The organism is Novosphingobium sp. (assembly GCF_036820275.1).
GTDB lineage: Bacteria > Pseudomonadota > Alphaproteobacteria > Sphingomonadales > Sphingomonadaceae > Novosphingobium.
Map to the genome: position 1 here is coordinate 118,039 of NZ_DAISLT010000014.1, position 20,622 is coordinate 138,660.

General features: G+C 66.4%; 16 protein-coding genes. 11 read left to right on the forward strand and 5 right to left on the reverse strand.

Translation table 11 applies throughout. The features are described from left to right. Positions 1 to 14: 14 nt before the first annotated feature. The 6 genes from V7066_RS13230 to V7066_RS13255 all read left to right on the forward strand — a co-directional run bounded on the left by V7066_RS13230 (position 15) and on the right by V7066_RS13255 (position 8,004). Complete coding sequence (locus tag V7066_RS13230; RefSeq protein ID WP_334183510.1) at positions 15 to 968, forward strand: TauD/TfdA dioxygenase family protein; 954 nt, start codon at positions 15 to 17, stop codon at positions 966 to 968. 97 nt (positions 969 to 1,065) lie between these two features. After that, positions 1,066 to 2,751 carry an arylsulfatase gene (locus V7066_RS13235; RefSeq protein WP_334183511.1) on the forward strand — a complete coding sequence of 562 codons (1,686 nt, stop codon included), beginning with the start codon at positions 1,066 to 1,068 and terminating at the stop codon, positions 2,749 to 2,751. Between the two features lie 423 nt (positions 2,752 to 3,174). After that, complete coding sequence (locus V7066_RS13240) at positions 3,175 to 4,329, forward strand: glycosyltransferase (protein WP_334183512.1); 1,155 nt, start codon at positions 3,175 to 3,177, stop codon at positions 4,327 to 4,329. Beyond that, positions 4,326 to 5,471, forward strand: a complete 1,146-nt coding sequence (locus V7066_RS13245) for a glycosyltransferase family 4 protein (protein ID WP_334183513.1) — start codon at positions 4,326 to 4,328, stop codon at positions 5,469 to 5,471. The genes V7066_RS13240 and V7066_RS13245 overlap by 4 nt, the downstream gene beginning before the upstream one ends. Before the next feature lie 18 nt (positions 5,472 to 5,489). Then, positions 5,490 to 6,833 carry an O-antigen ligase family protein gene (locus tag V7066_RS13250; protein WP_334183514.1) on the forward strand — a complete coding sequence of 448 codons (1,344 nt, stop codon included), beginning with the start codon at positions 5,490 to 5,492 and terminating at the stop codon, positions 6,831 to 6,833. A 142-nt stretch (positions 6,834 to 6,975) separates the two neighbouring features. After that, positions 6,976 to 8,004 carry a hypothetical protein gene (locus V7066_RS13255; protein ID WP_334183515.1) on the forward strand — a complete coding sequence of 343 codons (1,029 nt, stop codon included), beginning with the start codon at positions 6,976 to 6,978 and terminating at the stop codon, positions 8,002 to 8,004. A 15-nt stretch (positions 8,005 to 8,019) separates the two neighbouring features. Here V7066_RS13255 and V7066_RS13260 read toward each other — a convergent pair whose 3' ends face one another. Beyond that, the gene (locus V7066_RS13260) at positions 8,020 to 9,129 is read right to left on the reverse strand and encodes a glycosyltransferase family 4 protein (protein ID WP_334183516.1); all 1,110 of its coding nucleotides are present in this window, start codon (positions 9,127 to 9,129) and stop codon (positions 8,020 to 8,022) included. 95 nt (positions 9,130 to 9,224) lie between these two features. Between V7066_RS13260 and V7066_RS13265 the strand changes: the two genes are divergently transcribed. Both V7066_RS13265 and V7066_RS13270 read left to right on the forward strand, forming a co-directional pair. Next, the gene (locus V7066_RS13265; RefSeq protein WP_334183517.1) at positions 9,225 to 10,262 is read left to right on the forward strand and encodes a hypothetical protein; all 1,038 of its coding nucleotides are present in this window, start codon (positions 9,225 to 9,227) and stop codon (positions 10,260 to 10,262) included. 57 nt (positions 10,263 to 10,319) lie between these two features. Continuing rightward, the gene (locus V7066_RS13270; protein WP_334183518.1) at positions 10,320 to 12,491 is read left to right on the forward strand and encodes a GumC family protein; all 2,172 of its coding nucleotides are present in this window, start codon (positions 10,320 to 10,322) and stop codon (positions 12,489 to 12,491) included. Between the two features lie 63 nt (positions 12,492 to 12,554). On the opposite strand, the gene V7066_RS13275 is transcribed toward V7066_RS13270, so the two are convergent. From V7066_RS13275 to V7066_RS13290, 4 genes are all read right to left on the reverse strand, one after another. Continuing rightward, complete coding sequence (locus V7066_RS13275) at positions 12,555 to 13,349, reverse strand: hypothetical protein (RefSeq protein ID WP_334183519.1); 795 nt, start codon at positions 13,347 to 13,349, stop codon at positions 12,555 to 12,557. A gap of 72 nt (positions 13,350 to 13,421) precedes the next feature. Continuing rightward, complete coding sequence (locus tag V7066_RS13280) at positions 13,422 to 13,790, reverse strand: hypothetical protein (protein ID WP_334183520.1); 369 nt, start codon at positions 13,788 to 13,790, stop codon at positions 13,422 to 13,424. Between the two features lie 75 nt (positions 13,791 to 13,865). Next, the gene (locus V7066_RS13285) at positions 13,866 to 16,316 is read right to left on the reverse strand and encodes a hypothetical protein (protein WP_334183521.1); all 2,451 of its coding nucleotides are present in this window, start codon (positions 16,314 to 16,316) and stop codon (positions 13,866 to 13,868) included. A gap of 137 nt (positions 16,317 to 16,453) precedes the next feature. Then, positions 16,454 to 16,789 carry a hypothetical protein gene (locus V7066_RS13290; protein WP_334183522.1) on the reverse strand — a complete coding sequence of 112 codons (336 nt, stop codon included), beginning with the start codon at positions 16,787 to 16,789 and terminating at the stop codon, positions 16,454 to 16,456. A gap of 85 nt (positions 16,790 to 16,874) precedes the next feature. Here V7066_RS13290 and V7066_RS13295 point away from each other — a divergent pair, with 85 nt between their 5' ends. The 3 genes from V7066_RS13295 (at position 16,875) to V7066_RS13305 (ending at position 20,446) form a co-directional block, all read left to right on the forward strand. Further along, positions 16,875 to 17,150, forward strand: a complete 276-nt coding sequence (locus V7066_RS13295; RefSeq protein WP_334183523.1) for a hypothetical protein — start codon at positions 16,875 to 16,877, stop codon at positions 17,148 to 17,150. 78 nt (positions 17,151 to 17,228) lie between these two features. After that, the gene (locus tag V7066_RS13300; RefSeq protein ID WP_334183524.1) at positions 17,229 to 19,475 is read left to right on the forward strand and encodes a S9 family peptidase; all 2,247 of its coding nucleotides are present in this window, start codon (positions 17,229 to 17,231) and stop codon (positions 19,473 to 19,475) included. A 299-nt stretch (positions 19,476 to 19,774) separates the two neighbouring features. After that, a complete protein-coding gene (locus V7066_RS13305; protein WP_334183525.1) occupies positions 19,775 to 20,446 on the forward strand; it encodes a hydrolase in 672 nt (223 codons plus the stop codon). The last annotated feature ends 176 nt before the right edge of the window (positions 20,447 to 20,622 follow it).

The following is a 20,622-nucleotide window of genomic DNA, read 5'->3' on the forward strand; positions in this document are numbered from 1 at the left end:
AAGGAGTGAATGCCATGACTTCGATTGCCACTTACGCCAATGCCAAGGACCCCGCCTCGCCGCTGGACGTGGCACCGATCACCGGCACGATCGGCGCCGAGATTCGCGGCGTCACCCTCTCGGGCGACCTCGACGCCGGAACCGTGCAGGCCATCAAGGACGCGCTCGTCCGCCACAAGGTGATCTTCTTCCGCGGCCAGCACGAACTGACCGACCAGCGCCACGAGGACTTCGCCTCGCTGTTCGGCGATCCGGTGGCCCACCCCACCGTGCCGGTCGCCGAAGGATCGCGCTACCTGCTCGAACTCGATAGCAAGGAAGGCTACGCCGCCTCCAGCTGGCATACCGACGTGACCTTCACCGACGCCTATCCGGCCGGTTCGATCCTGCGCGCGATCACCATTCCCGAAGCGGGCGGCGACACCGTCTGGGCCAATACCGAGACCGCCTATGAAGGTCTGCCGGAAAGCCTGCGCCAACTGGTGAACGGTCTCTGGGCCGTCCATTCGAACGACTACGACTACGCGCAAGTCCTGGGCAATGCCCCGAAGGACGACGAGGCCAGCCAGAACCGCGCCCTGTTCCAGAAGAATATCTTCGCCTCCACCGTCTACGAGACCGAGCACCCGCTCGTGCGCGTCCATCCGGTCTCGGGCCAGCGCGGGCTGCTGCTCGGCCACTTCGTGAAGCGGATCGCCGGTCTCAACCAGGCGGACTCGGCGCGTATCTTCTCGATCCTTCAGGAACACATCACCCGCCCCGAGAATGTCGTGCGCTGGCGCTGGCAGCCGGGTGACGTGGCGTTCTGGGACAACCAGGCGACCCAGCACCGCGCCGTTGCCGACTTCGGCCTCCAGCGCCGCACCCTGCGCCGCGCCACGATTGCCGGATCGGTGCCGGTGGCGATCGACGGCCGCCAGAGCCGCACCATCCGCAAGGAAAAGGCAATCCCTTACGAAGCGGCCTGATCCCTCACTCCCTGCACGGGCCGTTCACTTCCCGCGCTGCGCCTTTCGGATACGGACACTGGGCGCGGCGCGGGCTTTTTCTACCAAGGACCACCTGATGAAAACCTCGCGTTTCGCCTTTGCCGCTACACTCGGCGCGGCGCTGCTCGCCACCACCATGGCCGTTCCGGTCGCGGCCAAGGCGCCCGCGCCCGCCAGCGTGCCTGCCCAGCAGCGCCCGAACTTCCTCGTCATCATCGCCGACGACCTCGGGTTCTCGGACGTCGGCGCCTTCGGCAGCGAGATCGCCACCCCCCATCTCGACCGGCTGGCGCTGGACGGTCTGCGCCTGACCGGATTCCACACGGCGCCGACCTGCTCGCCCACCCGCTCGATGCTGCTCTCCGGCACCGACAACCACCGCGCCGGGCTCGGCAGCATGGCGGAACTCACGTCCCCGAACCAGAAGGGCCAGCCGGGCTACGAAGGCTATCTCAGCCGTGACGTCGCCAGCCTGGCCGAGCGCCTTGCCGCAGGCGGCTATCGCACGTTGCTCTCGGGCAAGTGGCACCTCGGCCTGACGCCGGACCTCGATCCCCATGCCCGCGGCTTCCAGCACAGCTTCGCGCTGCTTCAGGGCGGTGCGAACCACTATGGCCGCGATCTGGGGGCCGATCCCAGGAAGAACGCCACCTATACCCGCGACGGCAAAGTGCTGACCTCGCTCGACAAGGATTTCTACTCGTCGGATAGTTATGCGACGAACCTGATCGCCGAACTGAAGCAGAGCCGCGCGGAGAGCCCGGACAAGCCGTTCTTCGCCTACCTCGCCTTCACCGCGCCGCACTGGCCGCTCCAGGCACCGGAAGCAGACGTGGCGCGGCAGGCCGGCAAGTACGACGTCGGCTTCGACGAGATCCGCCGCCGCCGCCTTGCCCGGCAGGAACAGCTCGGCATTCTCCCCAAGGGCACGGTCGCGCACAGCGTCCGCGCGCCGCGCGGGGGTTGGGATTCGCTTTCGGCCTCCGACAAGCGCGAAGCCGCGCGCGACATGGAAATCTACGCCGCCATGGTCGAGCGGATGGACAGCAACGTGGGCCGCGTGCTCGATGCCTTGCGTGCCAGCGGCGAACTGGACAACACCGTGATCGTGTTCCTGGCCGACAACGGCGCCGAAGGTCTGGACTACAGGACCACCGGCGCGAAAATGCTCGGCGGCCGGATTGCCGAGGCGGACAACAGCTTTGCCAATCGCGGCAAGGCCAACTCCTACATCACATACGGCACCGAATGGGCTCAGGCCGGCACCGCGCCTTCGTGGCTGACCAAGGCCTATGCCTCCGAAGGCGGCACCCGCACGGTGGCCTTTGTCAGCGGGAAGGGCCTCGCCAAGGCCGGGGGCATAGGCAGCGCCTATGTCAGCGTGGCCGACATTGCGCCCACCCTGCTCGATTATGCCGGGGTGCCGAGCGGCGGCACCACGTTCCAGGGCCGGACGGTGCTACCGATCACGGGGAAGAGCGCGCGCTCCTGGTTCGAGGGCAAGGCCTCCTTCGTCCATGCCGCCGACGAGCCGCTCGGCACCGAACTGTTCGGCAGCCGCGCGCTGCGCAAGGGCGACTGGAAAGTGACCGACATCGGCGATGGTCAGTGGCGCCTGTTCAACGTGGCGAAGGACCCCGGTGAAACCGACGATCTCTCGGCCGGGAATCCCGACAAACTGCGTGAACTTGCCGCCGACTGGGACAGCTACGCCAAGACCAATGGCGTGATCCTGCCCACCGAAGCCCTCTACCGGCCGTAAAAAGGGACACGCGCCGGTACCCGGCCCTTCGCGCGAAAGCCGAAGGGCCGGGATTTCGCGTAAATCTGGGCCTGTGCCCCTCCCGCTTGTCTACGCCTTCTGTTTGGCTACGCCTCCTGTGGCCTACCTCCCCTGTTCGTTGACCTCTCCCGTTCGTCATTGCGAGCGTAGCGAAGCAATCCAGAGTCCGGCCCACGACGCTCTGGATTGCTTCGCTACGCTCGCAATGACGAAGTGTGGGATGAGGCTTCCGCTTCAGTTCCCTCTCCCTCACTGACAAAACCCCCGCTTATCAAAGCCGCCTGGGGGTGGATGGCAAACCTGCCGATACCCCCGATGGGCCACAGGCTGGCTCTTTTGTTGAATATCACCGGCGCGACGCGCTGGTTACGCTGCGCCTGCTCAGGGATCACGAGAGGTCGCATGCGTTCCGAATCGCCGCTTCGCGCGCTCTTCGTCATCAACTCGCTCGCCGGCGGCGGGGCGGAGCGGGTGTTCACGACGCTGGTCGACCGGCTCAGCCGAAGCCCGCAGGACTTCGCGATCACGGTGGCCCTGCTCGATAACGAGGCGGAGGAAGCCTATCGCCTGCCCGCCGGAGTACGGGTCGAGCGCCTCGATACACGCGGCGGAATGGTGCGCAGCGTGACCCGCACGCGCAAGCTGGTGCACCGCCTGCGTCCCGACGTGACCCTCTCGTTCCTCTCCCGCGCCAATGTTGCCGCGATCCTCGCGACGCGCCGCAGCGGCGGCGCTGCGGTGATCAGCGAGCGGGTCAACACCACCGCCCATCTGAGAACCGGCCGCCTCGGCTTCCTCAGCCGCCTGCTGATCCGCAGCACTTACCCCTCGGCCCGCCGGATCATCGCCGTTTCCGAAGGGGTCGCCCGCACGCTGGAAAGCGACTTCGCCATCGAGCCTGCGCGGATCTCGGTGATCTACAATCCGGTCGATACCGCCCGAATCCGCGCTCTCGCCGCGCAGGAACCGGCGATCCCGGTGAGCATCGCGGACTACGTGACGATGGGCCGCCTCGTCGACAACAAGAACGCCGCCATGGCCATCCGCGCGCTCGCGAAAACGGAAACGGAGGGCGATCTGATCGTACTGGGGGAAGGTCCCCTGCGCGAGGATCTGACCGCGCTGGCAGCATCGCTGGGGCTTGCCGGGCGGGTGCGCTTTCCCGGCTTTCTGGACAACCCTTACGCGGTCCTGGCGCGGGCGGGGTGCTACCTTCTCACCTCCAATGCAGAGGGTTTTCCCAACGCGATGCTGGAAGCGATGGCGGTCGGCCTGCCGGTCGTGGCCACGGATTGCCCGTCCGGTCCGGCGGAAATCCTGCAGGTCCAACGCCGTGGCGACGAGCCTGCATTCGGCCACGGCGGCGCGCTAGTAGCCATGAACGACGATGGCGCGATGGCCCGGTGCATGACGGAACTGACCGGCCCGCGCCGCGCCACTTACGCCGCCGCCGCCGCCCAGCGCGCCGCCGCCTTTTCGGTCGAAAGTGCGGTGGAGGAGTTCCGCGCCGCGCTGGTCGAGGCCGCACGACCGGAAGCAAGGCCTGTCGGGCCATGAAAGTCTGCGTCACCGGCCTGCGCGGTATCCCCGGCGTCATGGGCGGGGTGGAGACCCACTGCGAGGAACTGCTGCCCCGCATCGCCGCGCTCGACCCGGGGATCGAGATCGAGGTCTGCTGCCGCGCGCCCTATGTCGATCCGGCGATGACCAGCTTTCGCCATGTCACGCTGACGCCGCTCTATTCGCCGACCGGCCGGGTTAGCGAGGCGCTCGTTTCCACCCTCGTCGGCATTCTCCACGCCCGCCGCCGGGGCGCCGACGCCGTGCATATCCACGCGGTCGGCCCGGCTCTCTTCGCCCCGCTCGCGCGTCTGCTCGGCCTCGGCGTGCTGCTGACCCACCACGGCGCCGACTACGACCGCGAGAAATGGGGGCGCGGCGCCCGCCTCATGCTCAAACTCGGCGAGTGGCTAGGCGTCCGCTCCGCCGACCGCGTTGTCTGCGTCTCCCCCTCGCTCGCGGCCCGCATGAAAGCGCGCTATCCGGCGCGGGCGGAGCGGGTCGAATTCATCCCCAACGGCGTCAGCACGATGCCCCCGTCGCCGCAGAGCGACGCGGAAGTGCTGGACGAACTTGCCCTCATTGCCGGAAACTACGTCATCTGCGTGGCGAGACTGGTGCCGGAAAAGGGCATCCACATCCTCGTCGAGGCATTCCGGCGCAGCGACGACACCCGCACGCTGGTCATCGCCGGAGCCGGTCGCAAGGACGACCGCTATGCGCAGGACCTGCTGGCAGGCGCGGAGACAGGCGCCGAACCGCGCATCCGCTTCCTCGGCATGGTGCCGCGCGCGCGGTTGGGGGTTCTCCTGCGCAATGCCGCTCTTTTCGTGCTGCCGTCCTTTCACGAGGGCCTGCCGATCGCCGCGCTGGAGGCGCTGGCCTGCGGCTGCCCGGTCCTGCTCAGCGACATCCAGCCCAATCTCGACCTTGGCCTGCCCGCCAGCCGCTATTTCCCGGTGGGCGATGTCCCTGCCCTCGCCGCGCGCCTCGCCGACCATGCAGAGGCGCGCGAGGCGAAAGGCCTCCTACCCGATACCCTGATGGACTGGGACGAAGTGGCGAAACGCACCGCCGCCGTCTATCGCAAGCTCCCAGGCCGCAGGAGGCATCGCCATGCGCTCACCCACGCCAACTGACAGGACCCGGAGCACGCGATGCTGGCACTGACTTCGGGCAGTCCGCCCATCCCGATCTTCCTGCTACTGCCGACGATGCTGCTGTTCTGCGTGCTCGTCGTCGTACTCTGCCTGCGTGTCGGCGCATCGACGCGGTTCCTGATCCTGGCCTTCGCCTTGCGCCTGGCAATGTCGGCAATGCCGAAATTTTCCTTCGCCTCCTCGCCGCTGGGGCTGAGCTGGAACGCGCTGGCGTCGGTCGTGCTGGTGCTGATCGGCAGTCTCCTGCTCCTGCGTAGCCGCGCGGTGCCGCTGATCCTCGCCCCGGTGGTGCCGCTGCTGCTGGTGATCGTGATGAGTGCGATGCTCAATGGCGAGGCGTCCGGCGCGGTCGAGAGCCTGGTGAAATACGCCTATCTCGCGATCATCGCGCTCACCGCCTACGACGCCTTCATGGCCGACGGCGCCGGAAAAGTGCTGCTACGGATCCTGTTCACCTTCCTGTTGCCGCTACTGCTGCAAGGCTTCAGTCTGGTCCTGCACATCGCCAAGGCGACCGAGAGCGACGGCTCCACCTCCTACATCGGCGGCTACAACCATGAGGCGAGCTTCTCGATCATCCTGCTGACGGGCCTGCTGACCGCAATCCTCAACCCTCGCCTACGTGGGCTTTACAAGCTGGCCATCGCGGCAATCTGCCTCGGCGGCATTTTCGCCGCCAACTACCGCACGGCGATCATCACCGCCGGACCACTGATGCTGGGCCTGTTCATCGCCAGCATTACCGGCGCCGTCCGCCCCGCCCAGCGGCCCATCGCAACGATCCTAGGCGTGCTGCTGTTGCTTTCGGCGGTTCCGGTGCTGCCGATCGTCGCTGGCGACCGCTTCGATGCGATCAAGACCCTGGTGCAGAACCCGGCGATCCTCAGCAAGGATCCCGGCGAGTTCAGCCGCGCCGACCAGGCCCTGCTTTCCGGGCGGCTGCTGCTCTGGAGCCAGTACGTCAACGCCTGGGAAGCGGGCACCCCGCCCCAGCACATGCTGGGCTTCGGCGCCAATGCCTGGGAGGGCCGCTATCGCTACTATGCCCACAACACGCTGATCTCCACGCTCTACGAATTGGGCGTGCTGGGCGTGGCGGCAATGCTGCTGCTGTGGATCTGGATGTTCGTCCTCGCCCTGACCGCCCGGACGCCCGCGCGCTTCACGCTGGTCATGGCCCACCTGGGCTTCTTCCTGCTGAACATGGCGACGATGCCGTTCTGGATGATCGAGGGCCTGCTGTTCTACGGTCTGCTCTGCGGATTCACCGTCCACGCCAAGCTGCAAGGCCGCGCGACGCAACGGTCCGTCGCAAACCGGGCAACGCTCCGCCCCGTTTGAGGACATTTTTCGCGTACCGCAAGTTGTGACCTGAACACCGCTTCGGCAAGTAACCGAGCAGAATCAGGCCCTGCGAATGAGAATATTCGTGATGGCTCCATCAGTAACTTGCAACATAACGCATAAGTCATTGGGAAACATCATGTTCCGAACGCTTGTCTTTGCACTTCCGCTAACCGCGATGGGATCGTCAACCGGCATTCCGACCGCCTCCCTGTCCAGTGTCGTCGCCGCGCCCATGACAATGGCCAGTGCGACAACCGCCGCCACGACATTCCGGATGCCTTCGATAGCCGCTCCACAAGTGGGTTCCGCAGCCTGCAAGGCCGTGCCGACGATCCGCCTGACGAGTTCGACGCCCGGCGTGTCGAAACTCTGCATTGCCGACGGCAAGATCCTGGTCAACGGCAAGGACGCCAGCGATTTCGTGATGCAGGACGTCAAATCGCAGCGCTACGGCCCGCTGATGCGCGGCGAGAACGTGCCGAACATTCATGTCCAGCGCGTGTCCGATACCCAGGCGCGCGCCGATGCGACGCTGGGCCTCGGCCTCGTCAATGTCAGCAACGGCATCGGCAAGGCGGTGTTCCGCGACCTCGTCTGGATCGGCGACAAGGACCACCCCGCCATCAACAGCGACGACGCCTGGGGCGCCATCACCCTCAAGGGCAAGGACGCCAACGACGTCGGCACCTTTGAAATCAGCAACTTCGACTTCCAGAATCTGTTCATGGCGCCGGGCAGCCATTACCTGAACGTCGACGGCATTTCGACGGAAGCGGGCTATTCCGGCACGATCTCCAACGGCCGCGTCCTGAACGCCAGCGACGCCTGCCTCGACATCAAGGGCGATGTGCGGGTGGACAACGTCTACCTTGCGGGTTGCCGCCAGGGCATCAAGGCCTGGACCAGCCAGAGCCACGGCCTCGTCGAACTCGGCACCAACCGCTTCGTCGGCATCATCGGCAAGGGCAGCAAGACGGCCACGCGCACCATCACCATCGACGTGCTGATCGCTTCGGGAGATCCCTCGGTGCCGCTGTTCCGCGCCGAGGACGGCGTGGTCAACCTGCACGTCAAGCGCCTGATCGCCAAACCGGGCCAGGTGCTGAACAGTGCAACCAGCTACTCCGGCTCCAAGGTGACGGTGGACCAGCAGATGTCGATCTAGGACGAAGAGGGTAAACTAGCCCAGCAGTTCCTCGTATACCTTGAGAATCTGCGCCGTATGGCTGGCGGCCGAGAGGCTTTCCCGTGCGTGTCGTCGCGCCTCTCCGAAATCCGCGGTTCGCACCGTGCTCAGCGCCTGCACCACCGTTGCCGCGAAAGCGCCGGGACCCGCCCCACGCGGCACGAGCAGCCCGCCGCCGAACCGGCGCCCGGTCTCGCCCAGCCCGGCATCGTCGGTGGCGACGTAAGGTACGCCCAGCATCAGGGCCTCCAGCGGCGTGCGACCCAGCGGTTCCTCGATTGCGGGGATCGCCAGCAGGTCGAGCAGGGCGATGTTTGCCTCCACCGGCAGGCGAAAGCCCGCGAAGATCACCCGGTCCGCGATCCCCAGCCGCGCCGCAAAGGCTTCGAGGTCCTGCTGCGTCTCGTCCACCGCGCGGCCGAAGATCACGAACACGGCGCGCGGCATCTCCGGCAGCATCGCGCGGGCCATTTCCAGGAAGAAACGCAGGCGCTTGCGCTCGGCGAAATTGCCGATGAAGCCGATCAGCGGCCCTTCCCGCGCGATTGGAAATTCCTCGGCAAAGCGCCGCCGCAGTGCCGCACCGTCGACTTCGGCAGGCAGTTCGAAAGGGTTGTCGATCCGCACCGAGCGGCGACGCAGCCAATCGGGCAACCGCTCCTCGACCGCGCGCGAGATGCAGACGATCCGCTGCGCCGTGGCCATGACCATGAGGTTCGGCAGGACCGGCCGATTGAAGGCGCGGTTGTGATAGATGCAGGCGATCCCGCGCAGCCGCGCCGCCGGTCCCCAGCTCTGCTGCGCCGAAAGGTCGTTGTTGTGGACCACCGTGCCTTTCGGTTGCCGCGCGAGCATGCCCAGCCGCCGCGGCAGCAGGCGCGCTTCGGCGACGAGGCCGTGGCGGAAGGCAGGCTGCTCGTCGAGCGGCCAAACCCTGAAATCCCGCTCTCGCGCGACCTGCTCGATCAGGCTTCCTTTGGGGCAAGCCACCACCACGTCCACGCCGTGATCGCGCTGCAAGGTCGTGCCGAGCGTGAAGGAGGAAACGTGGCTCCCACCGATCTTCTCATTGGTGAAAGGAAAGACGACCCGTTCGACTCGCATCAGCGCCCCGCGACTAGACTTAATCGCCATTGTGCAGTGCAAACAAAGAAACTAGCCCATGCAATTAGGTATATAAGCCGTAGCAGAAGGCAGCCATGCTTCGGATCTGGTGCTTCCCCGGCGAGGAAAACCGCCTCAGCAACCCCTATACCGCGATCCTCGTGGAGCAACTCAGGCGGCTGGGGCACACGGTCTCCTCGCCCGGCTGGCTGCGGCGCTTCACGGGGCGCTGCGACGTGATCCACTTGCACTGGCCGCAGAAAGTCGTCCGCGCGAGCCTGTTCGGCAGCCTGCGTACGATCGCGGTCTGGTCCGCCTTCCTCGCGCTGCAAAAGGCCCGGGGCGCGAAGATCGTCTGGACCATGCACAATGTCGCCTCGCACGAAGGCGAGCGGCCGAAACTGGAACGCTTCTGGATGAAGCATCTGATCGCCCGGCTGAACGGCATCCATGCGCTCTCGCAGGACAGCCTCGAACAGGCCCGCGCGCATTATCCGGCGCTGGCCGCGCTGCCGGCACTGGTAGCACCGCACTGGACTTATTCGGACGCCTATCCGCAGCCAAACCCGGACGCCCGGGTCACGCCCGGAACAATCGCCTTCCTCGGCGACATCAAGGCCTACAAGGGCCTCGACGCCTTCCTGACGGCTCTTGAGCAGGCCGAACCCGACCCGCGTCGCTACCTCGTCCACGGCCGCCCGGAAGACGAGGAATCCGGCCGCGCGCTGGAAAATCGCCTGCAAGCACTGGCCGCGCGCGGCTGGCGGATCGAATGGACGCTGGAGCGCCTGAGCGACCAGCAGATGGCCGACCGCCTCGCCGAAGCGGACCTGCTCATGCTGCCTTACGAGAGCGGCGAGAACAGCGGCCTCGCGGTGCTCGCCGCCGAGCGCGGCACCCCGCTGCTGGTCTCGCGCCTTGCCGCCTTCGAGCCGCTGCTCGAAGAACTCGGCTGGCCCCGCGCCACCGCCATCAAAGCACCGCTAACCCATTGGCAGATCGTCGCAGCCGCCGGAGCGGCGCGATCCGTGTCCGGCACGGTACCAAGGGATTTCGTCCGCCGCCGTTCGCCCGAGGCCGTGGTGGCTGAGATTTCGGGTTACTACCTGTTTCTCATGGATATCAAAGGGTGAAGCCCCGCAGAATGACCCCGCGAATTTCCGCGATTCCCGGAAGGTAGAAACTTGCACGTGCCTTCGAACAAGCTTGACCCTTCCGCATCGCAGAGGCTGGGACTAAGCGATCCCGCCGCTTCCGGCGCAACTTCCGGTCCCGACGGCGGCAAGCTGATCGACCTGTCGTGGCTGGCCACGCTGGCCTGGCGGCACAAGTGGGCCATGCTCCTCGCGATCCTCGCCGTACTGGCGGCCACCGCGCTGGCCTATGCCCTGGCGGTGAAGAAATACGACGCCAGCGTCGTCCTCGCGCTCGATCGGGGAGACCAGCAGCTCGTCCGTACCGCGCAGAGCAACAAGGACACGATCGTCGATTCCCCGGCGGTCGATACCGAGGTCCAGGTCCTGCTCTCGCCGGAAGTGGCGGCAGCGGCCGTGCACAATGCCCGGCTCAACACCAACAGCGCCTTCCTCGCCGCTTCCGCGCCCGATGCGGTGGGGCCGCTGAGCGAAGCCGCCGCCGCCAATATCCTGCGCGCCAATCTCACCGTCGCGCGGCAGGGTCTCTCCTATGCGATCAACCTCGGCTACCGCTCGCGCGATCCGCAAGTCTCGGCGATGGTCGCCAATGCCGTGGCCGACGCCTATGTCAGCGGACAAGTGCAGGGCGAGCAGAACGCGCGCAGCCAGGACATCAACATGCTGCGCAGTCGGCTCGACCAGCTGCGCGGCGACGTCATCAAGGCCGAGGCCGCCGTCGCGTCCTATCGCGCCAGCGCGGACCTCGTCGCCGTCAGCAACGACAGCACGATCGCCCAGCAGGAGCTTTCCACGCTCAACACCGAACTGGCCTCGGCCAAAGCGGAACTCGCCGCCTCGCAGGGCCGCGCCAGCGCCAATGCCGGGGAGAACGGCACCGCCGTCAACAGCAGCCCGGTGATCCGCGACTTGCGTACCGAAGTCTCGACGCTGGAAGTGAAGCTGGCCGAACAGTCCTCCACGCTCGGGCCCAACCACCCGGACCGGGTAAGAACCGAAGCCCAACTGAACAGCGCCCGCCAGTCGCTGCGCCGCGAAGTCTCCCGCGCCAGCGCCGGGGTCAGTTCCGACGTCAAGGTGGACAGCCAGCGCGTCGGTGCGATCCAGGCCGCCATCGGCGGAGCCAAGGGCCGCCTGCTGGCCGGCAACAATGCCTCGGTGCGCCTCAACGAACTGGAGCGCGTGGCCGAAAGCTCGCGCCAGCTCTACCAGACCTTCCTCGACCGCTACCGCGTCGAACTCGCCACGCGCGGCACCGAGAAGAGCAAGGCCCAGGTCATCGCCCGCGCCCAGGTGCCCCCGCGCCCCTCCTCACCCGACCTGCTCGTCTACATGCTGGGCGGCGGCATCGCCGGGGTGATCGCCGCGGTGCTGCTGGCGCTCACGCTCGAATGGCGCGAACGCGGCATCCGCACCCGCGCCGAGGCCGAGGAACTGACCGGCTACGAAGTGGTGAGCAGCCTGCCCGACATCGCGACGATGGACGAGCCCGACTTCCACAAGGACGAGACGCTGGGCGTCCCGGATTTCCTGGTCGAACACAAGGATTCGCCTTTCGCCGAATCCGTGCGCGCGATCTGGACGGCACTGAAGATCGGCCACAAGGGGCAGGTCGCCCGCTCGGTCGGCATCACTTCCTCGATCCCCGGCGAAGGCAAGACCAGCACGGCCATCGCACTTGCCCGCTCCGCCGCACTGGCCGGGCGCCGTACCCTGCTGATCGACTGCGACGTGCGCCGTATGGGCACCACGATCGCGCTCGACCTGCGCGGCCGTCCCGGTCTTGCCGAAGTGCTTACCGGCGAGGCGCGGGTAGAGGATGTGCTGGTCGTCGACGAACCTTCCGGCGCGCATGTCCTGCCGCTCAACTCCACGGCCCAGACGCCGCTCGACATCATCCACTCCGACGCGACGGCCACCCTGTTCGACCGCTTCCGGCAGGAGTACGACCTCGTCGTCCTCGATATCGCGCCGGTTATCCCGGTCGCCGAGGCCCGCGCGCTGGCGGCCATGGCCGATGTGACGCTGATGATCCTGCGCTGGCGCACCACCCAGCGCAACGTGGTCAGGACGGCCCTGCGCGAACTCGACCGTGCCGGGGCGCACATCTACGGCCTGTTGCTGACCCAGGTGGACACCCGCAGTTCGGCAGTGCTGGGCGAGGAAATGGCCTACTATCAATACTACTACGCGCGCGGGGCGAACTGAACGGGAGAAGCAGGGAACATCGCCCTCTCTTTCGTAAGGTGGACGGCTGTCTTTCTTCCAGCGTCAGCCCGTCTCATCCGCATAGCCGAAGAACGCCAGCAGGTCCGGCGCTTCCGCCACGGTCTCGGCGACGATCCGGCGCTCGCCGGTCGTCAGCATGAGCACTGGCGCCGAACCCGCCCCGTCCTCCGTCGAAGCGTCCGGAGCCGCGCTCGACTCCAGACCGAACGCCGTCAGGATCGCATCGTTATCGCTGCGGAACCGCTCATACGTGACGAGCGGATAGCCGTGCCGCTCGATCGCATCGCGCAGCAACCCGCTGCGCCAGATCCACATGCGAGCGAGGTGCCGCACCACCTGCTCGCGCGGGACGCCGCGATAGGCAGGCACGGCATAGCGCTTGAGCTGGGCGTCGATGTTGGTCAGCGGTGCGCGGTTGCACACGGCGACGCGGTATTCGGCGAAGTGGGAAAACAGCGTCTCGTACCGGACGAGATGGGGCGGGCTCTTTTCCAGAAAGAAGGCGTGACTGCGGCTGCGCTCCACTTCGGCCATGCGCGCGCTCCAGCCGCCGAGCACGGCCTCGTAGTCCACGAATTTCTGGGCGAGCCACTGGTCGTTGTCCATCAACCCCCGCACCAGCCGCTGCCCCTCGAAGCTGGAGTGCAAACCGCCGACATCGGCGCGCGCGGCGACATGTCGAGCCACGGCGGTCGTTCCCGCTCCGGGCGGCGCGAGGAGGAAGAGGAAGGGGCGATGAATGCGCTCCACCCGGCGCTTGGGCCAGTAAGGTCCGGGATCGGCGGGACGAGCCTGAAGGCCGAGCGGCTTCAGGAAGCGGTCCACCGCCACGTTCACAAAGACGCCCCGTCCATGAAATTCTCCCGATGCAGGGAATCAGGATAACCGCTGGCTTTGCAGCGGTCGTGGCTATTGCGAGCGGCGGGCTACCCCTTTCGGCAGCTCGAAGCCGGTGATCCGCAGCAGGCTGCCGGTGATCGGCGTTCCGTGCAGCACCAGCACGCGATCCTCGCGCAGGCGCCGCACGAGATCCTGCTCGGCGCGCCCGTCCAGTATCAGGTCGATCTCGATCCGGTCGTCGTAGACCCGGCCCTGTCCAAGCACGCCCTCGCGAAAGGCCGTGCCTGCGGGATTGAGAGCAACGCGGACTTCGGCCCCTTCGCAGGCCCAGCCCCTTGCAGCGATGCCCGTGATCTCGAAACCCGACGGCTTTGCGGCAACCCCGGTCACGTCCACGGTCATTACCGCGGCGTCACTGCGTTCGATCATCCGAGCCATGTCACTCATTGGTATAGTATAGAACGCAATGTCTAATGAAATGAGAAAGAAACGGCGCGATTCCGCGTCTCGGGATCAGGGTTGCGACAAAGCCACCGGCGTACCGGGCGCATCGCGCAGGCGCAGATAGAGCTTCCCACCGACCGGGCGCGGCACCGCGAGGCTGGAGCCGGTGAAACCGGACGGCACTTTCGCAGCCTGGCCAAAGGCAGGTTCGGCGGCAACGGCATCGACCAGGAAGAGATCGCGCCCGGAAAGCGTGCAAGGCCCCGTGTCTGCCTTTTCATTGGCCTCGCAGGTCAGGTTCTCGATCCGCGGCAGGCGGACCAGCGTGGCGAGCGGTCGCCAGTCCCCGGTCATGTCGTCGCCCACCAGCCGGAAGCGCAGCGGGCCGAACGATCCGGCGGGCAAGTCCGCCGCCTTGAGCCGCCCGACCAGCACTTCCCGGCTCTCCAGCGTCAGACCTTTGCCGGCGGACAGGCGCGCGGCCACGGGGCCGTCCCCGGTCGCCACCTCGATCGTGTCGCGCATGTCGAACGCGGCACCGGCCGCCGCCTTGACCGAGAAGACCAGTTCCCCGTTGTCCGGCAGCAATTCGCCCGCGCCCAGTTCCAGCGCCTTTGCACCCGGCGCCGCCGGACCGGGATAGACCGTGCGGCCGAGCACTTCGACCTGAGGACGGGGGGCGCCCACGCGGACCGGCAAAGTCAGGTTGCGGCCGTCCGCCAGCCGCACTTCCGCCTTGGCGGATGTGCCCGCTTCCGGCGCGCGGGCATTGCCTTGCGCGATCAGGCGCAAGTGATCGACCGCGTCCTCGCGGGTGAAGCCATCCGGACGGAACTCGGTCTCGCCCAGCCTGACCGACTGAACCTGATCGAGCCGCTGCCCGGTGAGCAGGCCCTGACTGTCCCCGGCGTGCAGTTCGAAACCGTCGACCCGGCTCGCTTCCGCCCGCGAACGCAAGCTCACGGTCTCCGGTCCCTTGGCGCCCTGATAGCGCACCTCCAGCCGCACTTCGCCGGGCTTGGCACCAGCCAGCGGCACGTTGAAGACCAGGCGATTGCCGTCCTGCACCTTCCAGTCGAGCGGCTTCGGTGCGCCGCTGCCCTGCCGCAGCGAGACTTCCTCGACGCAGGACGGCGCCGCGCCTTCCAGCGTGACGGTGTTGTCGCGTCCGACCACCAGCGCGTCGGGATCGCCCGCAACCTTCCAGGCATTGCCGTCCGGCCGCTGCAACAGGAAGTCGGGGCCACCGAACGGCGCAAAGCCCCAGATGCCGTGAAGCTGAGCGCGCACCGAACCGGCAAAGGCGCTCGGCAGGTCGTCCGGCCCAATCGCGTAACCGCCCCGGTCGGCGCGCGGCACGACGGGCAAGTCCACCGTCTGGCCCGAGGCATTGGTGAGCTTCACCTTCATGTCGTGGGCAAAGGCGGTCGAGAAGACCAGCGGCGCGCCTTCCACCGGCAGCACCGCGCCGGGCCGGGCCACGCAGATCGGCGCCTTGGCAGTGCTGCGCAGCTGCGGCGGAATGTCGGACTCCACGGCAGGCAGCGACGCGACCATCACCGACTTGGGCTTCTGGAACGAGGGCGCGGCGTTGAGCAGCAGCGACATCGTCGCCTCCTTGCGCACCCAGAGAGTCGGCAGATAGTTGAACTGCGGGTTGGAGAAGGCGCCGAAAATCCGCGCGATATCGCGGGCGGCACCGATATAGGCACTGTAGTAGCCCGCACCGCCCTCCGGCGTGGCGCTCAGTTGCAGGGCCAGATCGGTCGGCGCGCCGGTGAGCGTGTCGGCCAGCGAACTGGAATGCACGTCGTTGAGCACCAGCGATTCGCGGTTCTCCAGCAGGCACGAGGCCTGCATGTCGACGACCTTGGACAGGCACTCGTCGTTCAGCTTGATCGAAAGACTGCGCGCCAGCACCGGTGCCAGGGTCCGCAGGTATTCCGGCCCGGTGTTGTCCTGCGCCTGGATTGCGGCCATGAAGGCGGCCAGACGCGAATGGTCGAGCGAGGCCTGGTTGAGGTCCTGGCTGGCGCGCACGAATTCGCCGGGCTTGCCGCGTACCGCATCGAGCAGCACGCCTTCGGCCCCGCCGGTATCCGCCACCATCAGCAGCACGACCTGCCGCGCGCCCTTGGGCACGGTGACCGAGATCGCCTTGTCCTTTTCCTTCTGCTTCCAGGTGCTGACCGTGGTGATCCAGTCCTTGGGCGGCGGATTGGTGGCGCCGCGCAGGAAGGCCGAAGTGAGCAGGAACTTCTCGCCCTGGTCGCCCGGCAGGTCGGCATGGATCGAAAGCTTGTCCCCCTCGGCCAGACTGGGCACTTGCGCGATCGGCAGGGTCTGCTGCCCGCGCGTGACCTCGATCCGCAGATCCGGTCCGTTCAGCTCGAACGGTGCCGGGTCGGCGAGGGCCGATGCAGGAGCGAGCAAGGCGGCAGCCAGAAGGCCCGCCGAGGGCAAGGTGAGCGCTCCGGCGCGCGAGAACCGCGAATCATCGTCCTTCATACTGATCGGCAAAGCGCGTCCATCCTGTCGGTTGCCTGACTATGCGGCCCGGAGCGCAAAATTATTCACGTCCTCGCCCGCCTTGCCAAGGCCGCGCACCCGATTTGCCGAACGGACCATGGCTTCCTCCCCGGCACGGGGAGGAAAACTCAGCGTTGCTTCTTGGCCGGAGCCACCGTGAAGTCGGGATCCTTGTTCGCCACCCAGTCCACGAACTTGCGCACGTTCGGATGCGCCAGCAGGCCTTCCACATCCATGCCGTGGCGCTGCAATTCGGAATTGGTGAAATTGGTGGTCAGCGTGTTCTGGCAGATGGCATGCATCGGCACGACATCCCGCCCGCCCCGGCTCTTCGGCACGGGGTGGTGCCAGACGATCGTCTTGCCGGTCGGGCGTCCGCAGAGCCAGCAAGGCACCGGCGGCGGCGCTTCTTCCTCTTCCGGGGTGTCCTCCCAGGAGCCGTGTTTACGATGCTTGCGGGCCATGCCTCTGCCTGAATTGCCTGAAAATCGCGCCGCACCTACCCGGTGACGGCTGACATTGCCACAGCAACATCCTATCGCGCCCAATATGGGCAGGAAAAAGCGATACCTGACGGCGCGGATGCCGGACGGCTATGTGAAGACGATCGGGCCAACCGCCGATCCGTTCACGCATTACTGGCGCATCGTCGCCGAACTGGAAAACGGCAAGACCGAAGTGTTCTGGGGCCATACCCGCTCCCTGGCGGAGGCGAAAAAGAAGCGCGCCGCCACGCAGGACGCCGTGCGCATGCGGGGCTGGAAGAGCTTCGTGTTCGAGATCGCCGAACTGGAGGAAAGCGCCCAGCCGCCCGCCGGGGCATAAGCGGGAGCAGCGGTTGGCCCCCACCAGCTGACATCAGGTGATTTCACCGGCCTCCAAAATCGTCTAGGCCTTTGGGCGATGTCCAGAATCTCCCTGCTCCTCGCCGCCCTGTGCGCCACAGTTCCCGCCCACTCCATCACCGCAGAGGCCGCGCCCGTGACCCAGCAGACCGCTTCGCCGCTCGATTTCCAGCGCGTCTTCGCCAGCCCCTCGCTCGACGGACCGCAGCCGCGCGAAGTGAAGATCTCGCCGGACGGGCGCTATCTCACCCTGCTGCGCAACCGCACCGAGGACCGCCAGCGCTACGACCTCTGGGGCTACGACCGCGAGAGCGGGGAGTGGCGCATGCTGGTGGATTCGCTCAAGCTCGGCTCCAACCGCGAACTTTCCGAAGCCGAGAAGATGCAGCGCGAGCGCAAGCGCGTGGGCGATCTCAAGGGCATCGTCGCCTATGACTGGAGCGACGACGGCCGCTCGATCATCGTCCCGCTCGACGGCGATCTCTATCTCGCCGGGCTGGACGGCTCGGTGCGCCGCCTGACCGATTCCCCCGAGGACGAGCTGAATTCCGCGCTCAGCCCCGGCGGCAAGTACCTCTCCTTCGTGCGCGAGCAGCGGCTCTGGGTCGGCTCGCTCGAACAGGGCGCGCAGAAGCCGATCACCCCCGAGGAGAGCGCCAAGACCGTCCATTGGGGCGAAGCGGAATTCGTCGCCCAGGAAGAGATGGACCGCATGTCCGGCTACTGGTGGTCGCCTGACGAGAGCCGCCTCGTGGTCGAGCGCTACGACGAGGCACCCGTCAACGTCGTCACCCGCGCGGCGATCGGCGCCGAGGGCACGCGCACCTACGAGCAGCGTTATCCGGCGGCAGGCACCCCCAACGCAGTGGTCTCGCTCTTCGTGATGAAGCCGGACGGCAGCGGCCGGGTCGAGATCGACCTCGGCGCCGACAAGGATATCTACGTCGCCCGCGTCAACTGGGCGCGCGACGGCAAGACGCTCTACGTCCAGCGCCTAGACCGCGAGCAGACCCGGCTCGACATGCTGGCCGTGGATCCCGGCACCGGCAAGAGCCGCGTCCTGTTCAGCGAGAACGCCGCGCCGAAAAGCTGGATCAACCTCACCAGCAACTACCGCTTCCTCAAGGACGGCAGCCTCGTCTGGTGGTCGGAACGCGACGGCTTCGGGCACCTCTACCACTATGCGAACGGCAAGTGGCGCCAGCTCACCTCCGGAGACTGGGTCGTCACCAAGCTGGTCTCGGTCGACGAGGCACGCGGGCGGATCACTTTCACCGGCACCAGGGACGACGTGCTCGCCCCGCAGCTCTACGCCGCAAATCTCGACAAGCCCGGCACGCCCGAGCGACTGACTGAAACCGGCTGGTCCAATGCTGCCGTGGCCAACAAGGACGGGCGCACTTTCGTCGTCACCCGTTCCTCGCCCAGCCAGCCTTCGCAGAGCTACGTCGCGGATGCGGCAGGCAAGCGCCTCGCCTGGGTGGAGGAAAACCGCCTCGACGCCGCGCATCCCTATGCGCCCTATCTCGCCGGGCACCGCGCCCCCAGCTTCGGAACCGTCAAGGCCGAGGACGGCAGCGACCTGCACTGGATGATGATCACCCCGAAGATGGAGCCGGGCAAGCGCTACCCGGTGTTCTTCGAGCACTACGGCGGCCCGCACAACCAGCAGGTCTCGCGCGGCTGGACCGGCGCCCTGCCGCAGGCGATCGTCGACAAGGGCTATATCTACTTCCGCATCGACAACCGCGGCAGCGCCAATCGCGGCGTGAAGTTCGAAAGCCAGATCTGGCATGCGATGGGCACGGTCGAAGTGGCCGACCAGCGCGCCGGGGCCGAGTATCTGAAAACCCTGCCTTTCGTCGATCCGAAGAAGATCGCGACCTATGGCTGGTCCTACGGCGGCTATATGACGCTGAAGATGCTCCAGGCCGACCAGGGCCTCTACGCGGCGGGCATCTCGGGCGCGCCGGTGACGAAGTGGGAACTCTACGACACCAATTATACCGAGCGCTACATGGGTGACCCGCGCAAGGTGCCCGAGGCCTACCAGGCCTCCGACGCCATCGCCAACGCCACGAAGATGACCGACCCGCTGCTGCTGATCCACGGCATGTCGGACGACAACGTGGTGTTCGAGAACAGCACCGTGCTGATCTCCAAGCTCCAGGCGGATGCCGTGCCGTTCGAGATGATGCTCTATCCCGGCTATACCCATGCGGTGAAGGGACCGAAGATCAGCAAGCACGTCTGGGACACGATCTTCGCGTTCCTCGGCCGTCACGGCGTGACGCCGCCCCAATAGGATTTCACGTCTCGACGCGCTCCCGAATCGGAGCGCCTTTCCGATGCGCCGGGCCCCATGGGTCCGGCGCATTTGCTTATCCAGCCCCTCTCATTCGAGGGCTATACCATTGGTTGATTCCGTTACCTCTGCGGTTTGGAGCAAATGGCCTTGCGCGATCGGCCGCGCCTTTCGCACCTTTTGCAACCTGACCGCAAACTTTTCAATTTAATCGAACAATTTGCGCCATTTTATCCAGCTACACCGCAAAGCGAAATGCCGCGAAAACAGCTTCACCAGACAACGACAGGAGCTTCCCAATGACCCAGACCGCAACCCCGACCGCCACCGCCACCCCCGGCAAGTCGCTGATCTCGCCAGACAATCACGCGCTTGTGCTGATCGACTTCCAGTCGCAGATGGCGTTCGCCACCAAGTCGATCTCGGCCGAGCTGCTGCGTAACAACGCCGCCCTGATTTCGCGCGGCGCCAAGTCGTTCAACGTCCCCACCATCCTCACCACGGTTGCCGAGAAGAGCTTCTCCGGCCCGATGTTCGAAGAGATCACCGAAGCCTTCGAAGGCCAGGAAATGCTCGACCGTACCTCGATGAACACCTGGGAAGACGAAGCCGTGATCTGCGAGATCAACCGCATCGCCAAGCCGCGCATCGTCTTCGCCGGTCTCTGGACCTCGGTCTGCATCGTCGGCCCGGTCGCTTCGGCCATCGACCAGGGCTTCGAAGCCTACGTGATCACCGACGCCTGCGGCGACATCTCGACCGAAGCGCATGAGCGCGCCGTGGAGCGCATGATCCAGCTCGGCGCCGTGCCGATGACCTCGCTCCAGTACCTGCTCGAACTGCAGCGCGACTGGGCCCGCACCGAGACTTACGACAGCACCACCGGAATCGCCAAGAAGTGGGGCGGCGCCTACGGTATCGGCATCAATTATGCGAAGACCATGTTCGGCGCGTCCGAAGGCGGTCACTGATCTGAAGTTCGGGACCGGCGGCCGATCCCCCCATCCGGCCCTTACCGAAGGCCGCCGGTCCCCACCCCTGCTCTCCTGAAACTCTCTCCCAACGCACCGAAGGATCAGCATCATGGCATATGTAACCACCAAGGACGGCGTCGAAATCTTCTACAAGGACTGGGGTCCGAAGGATG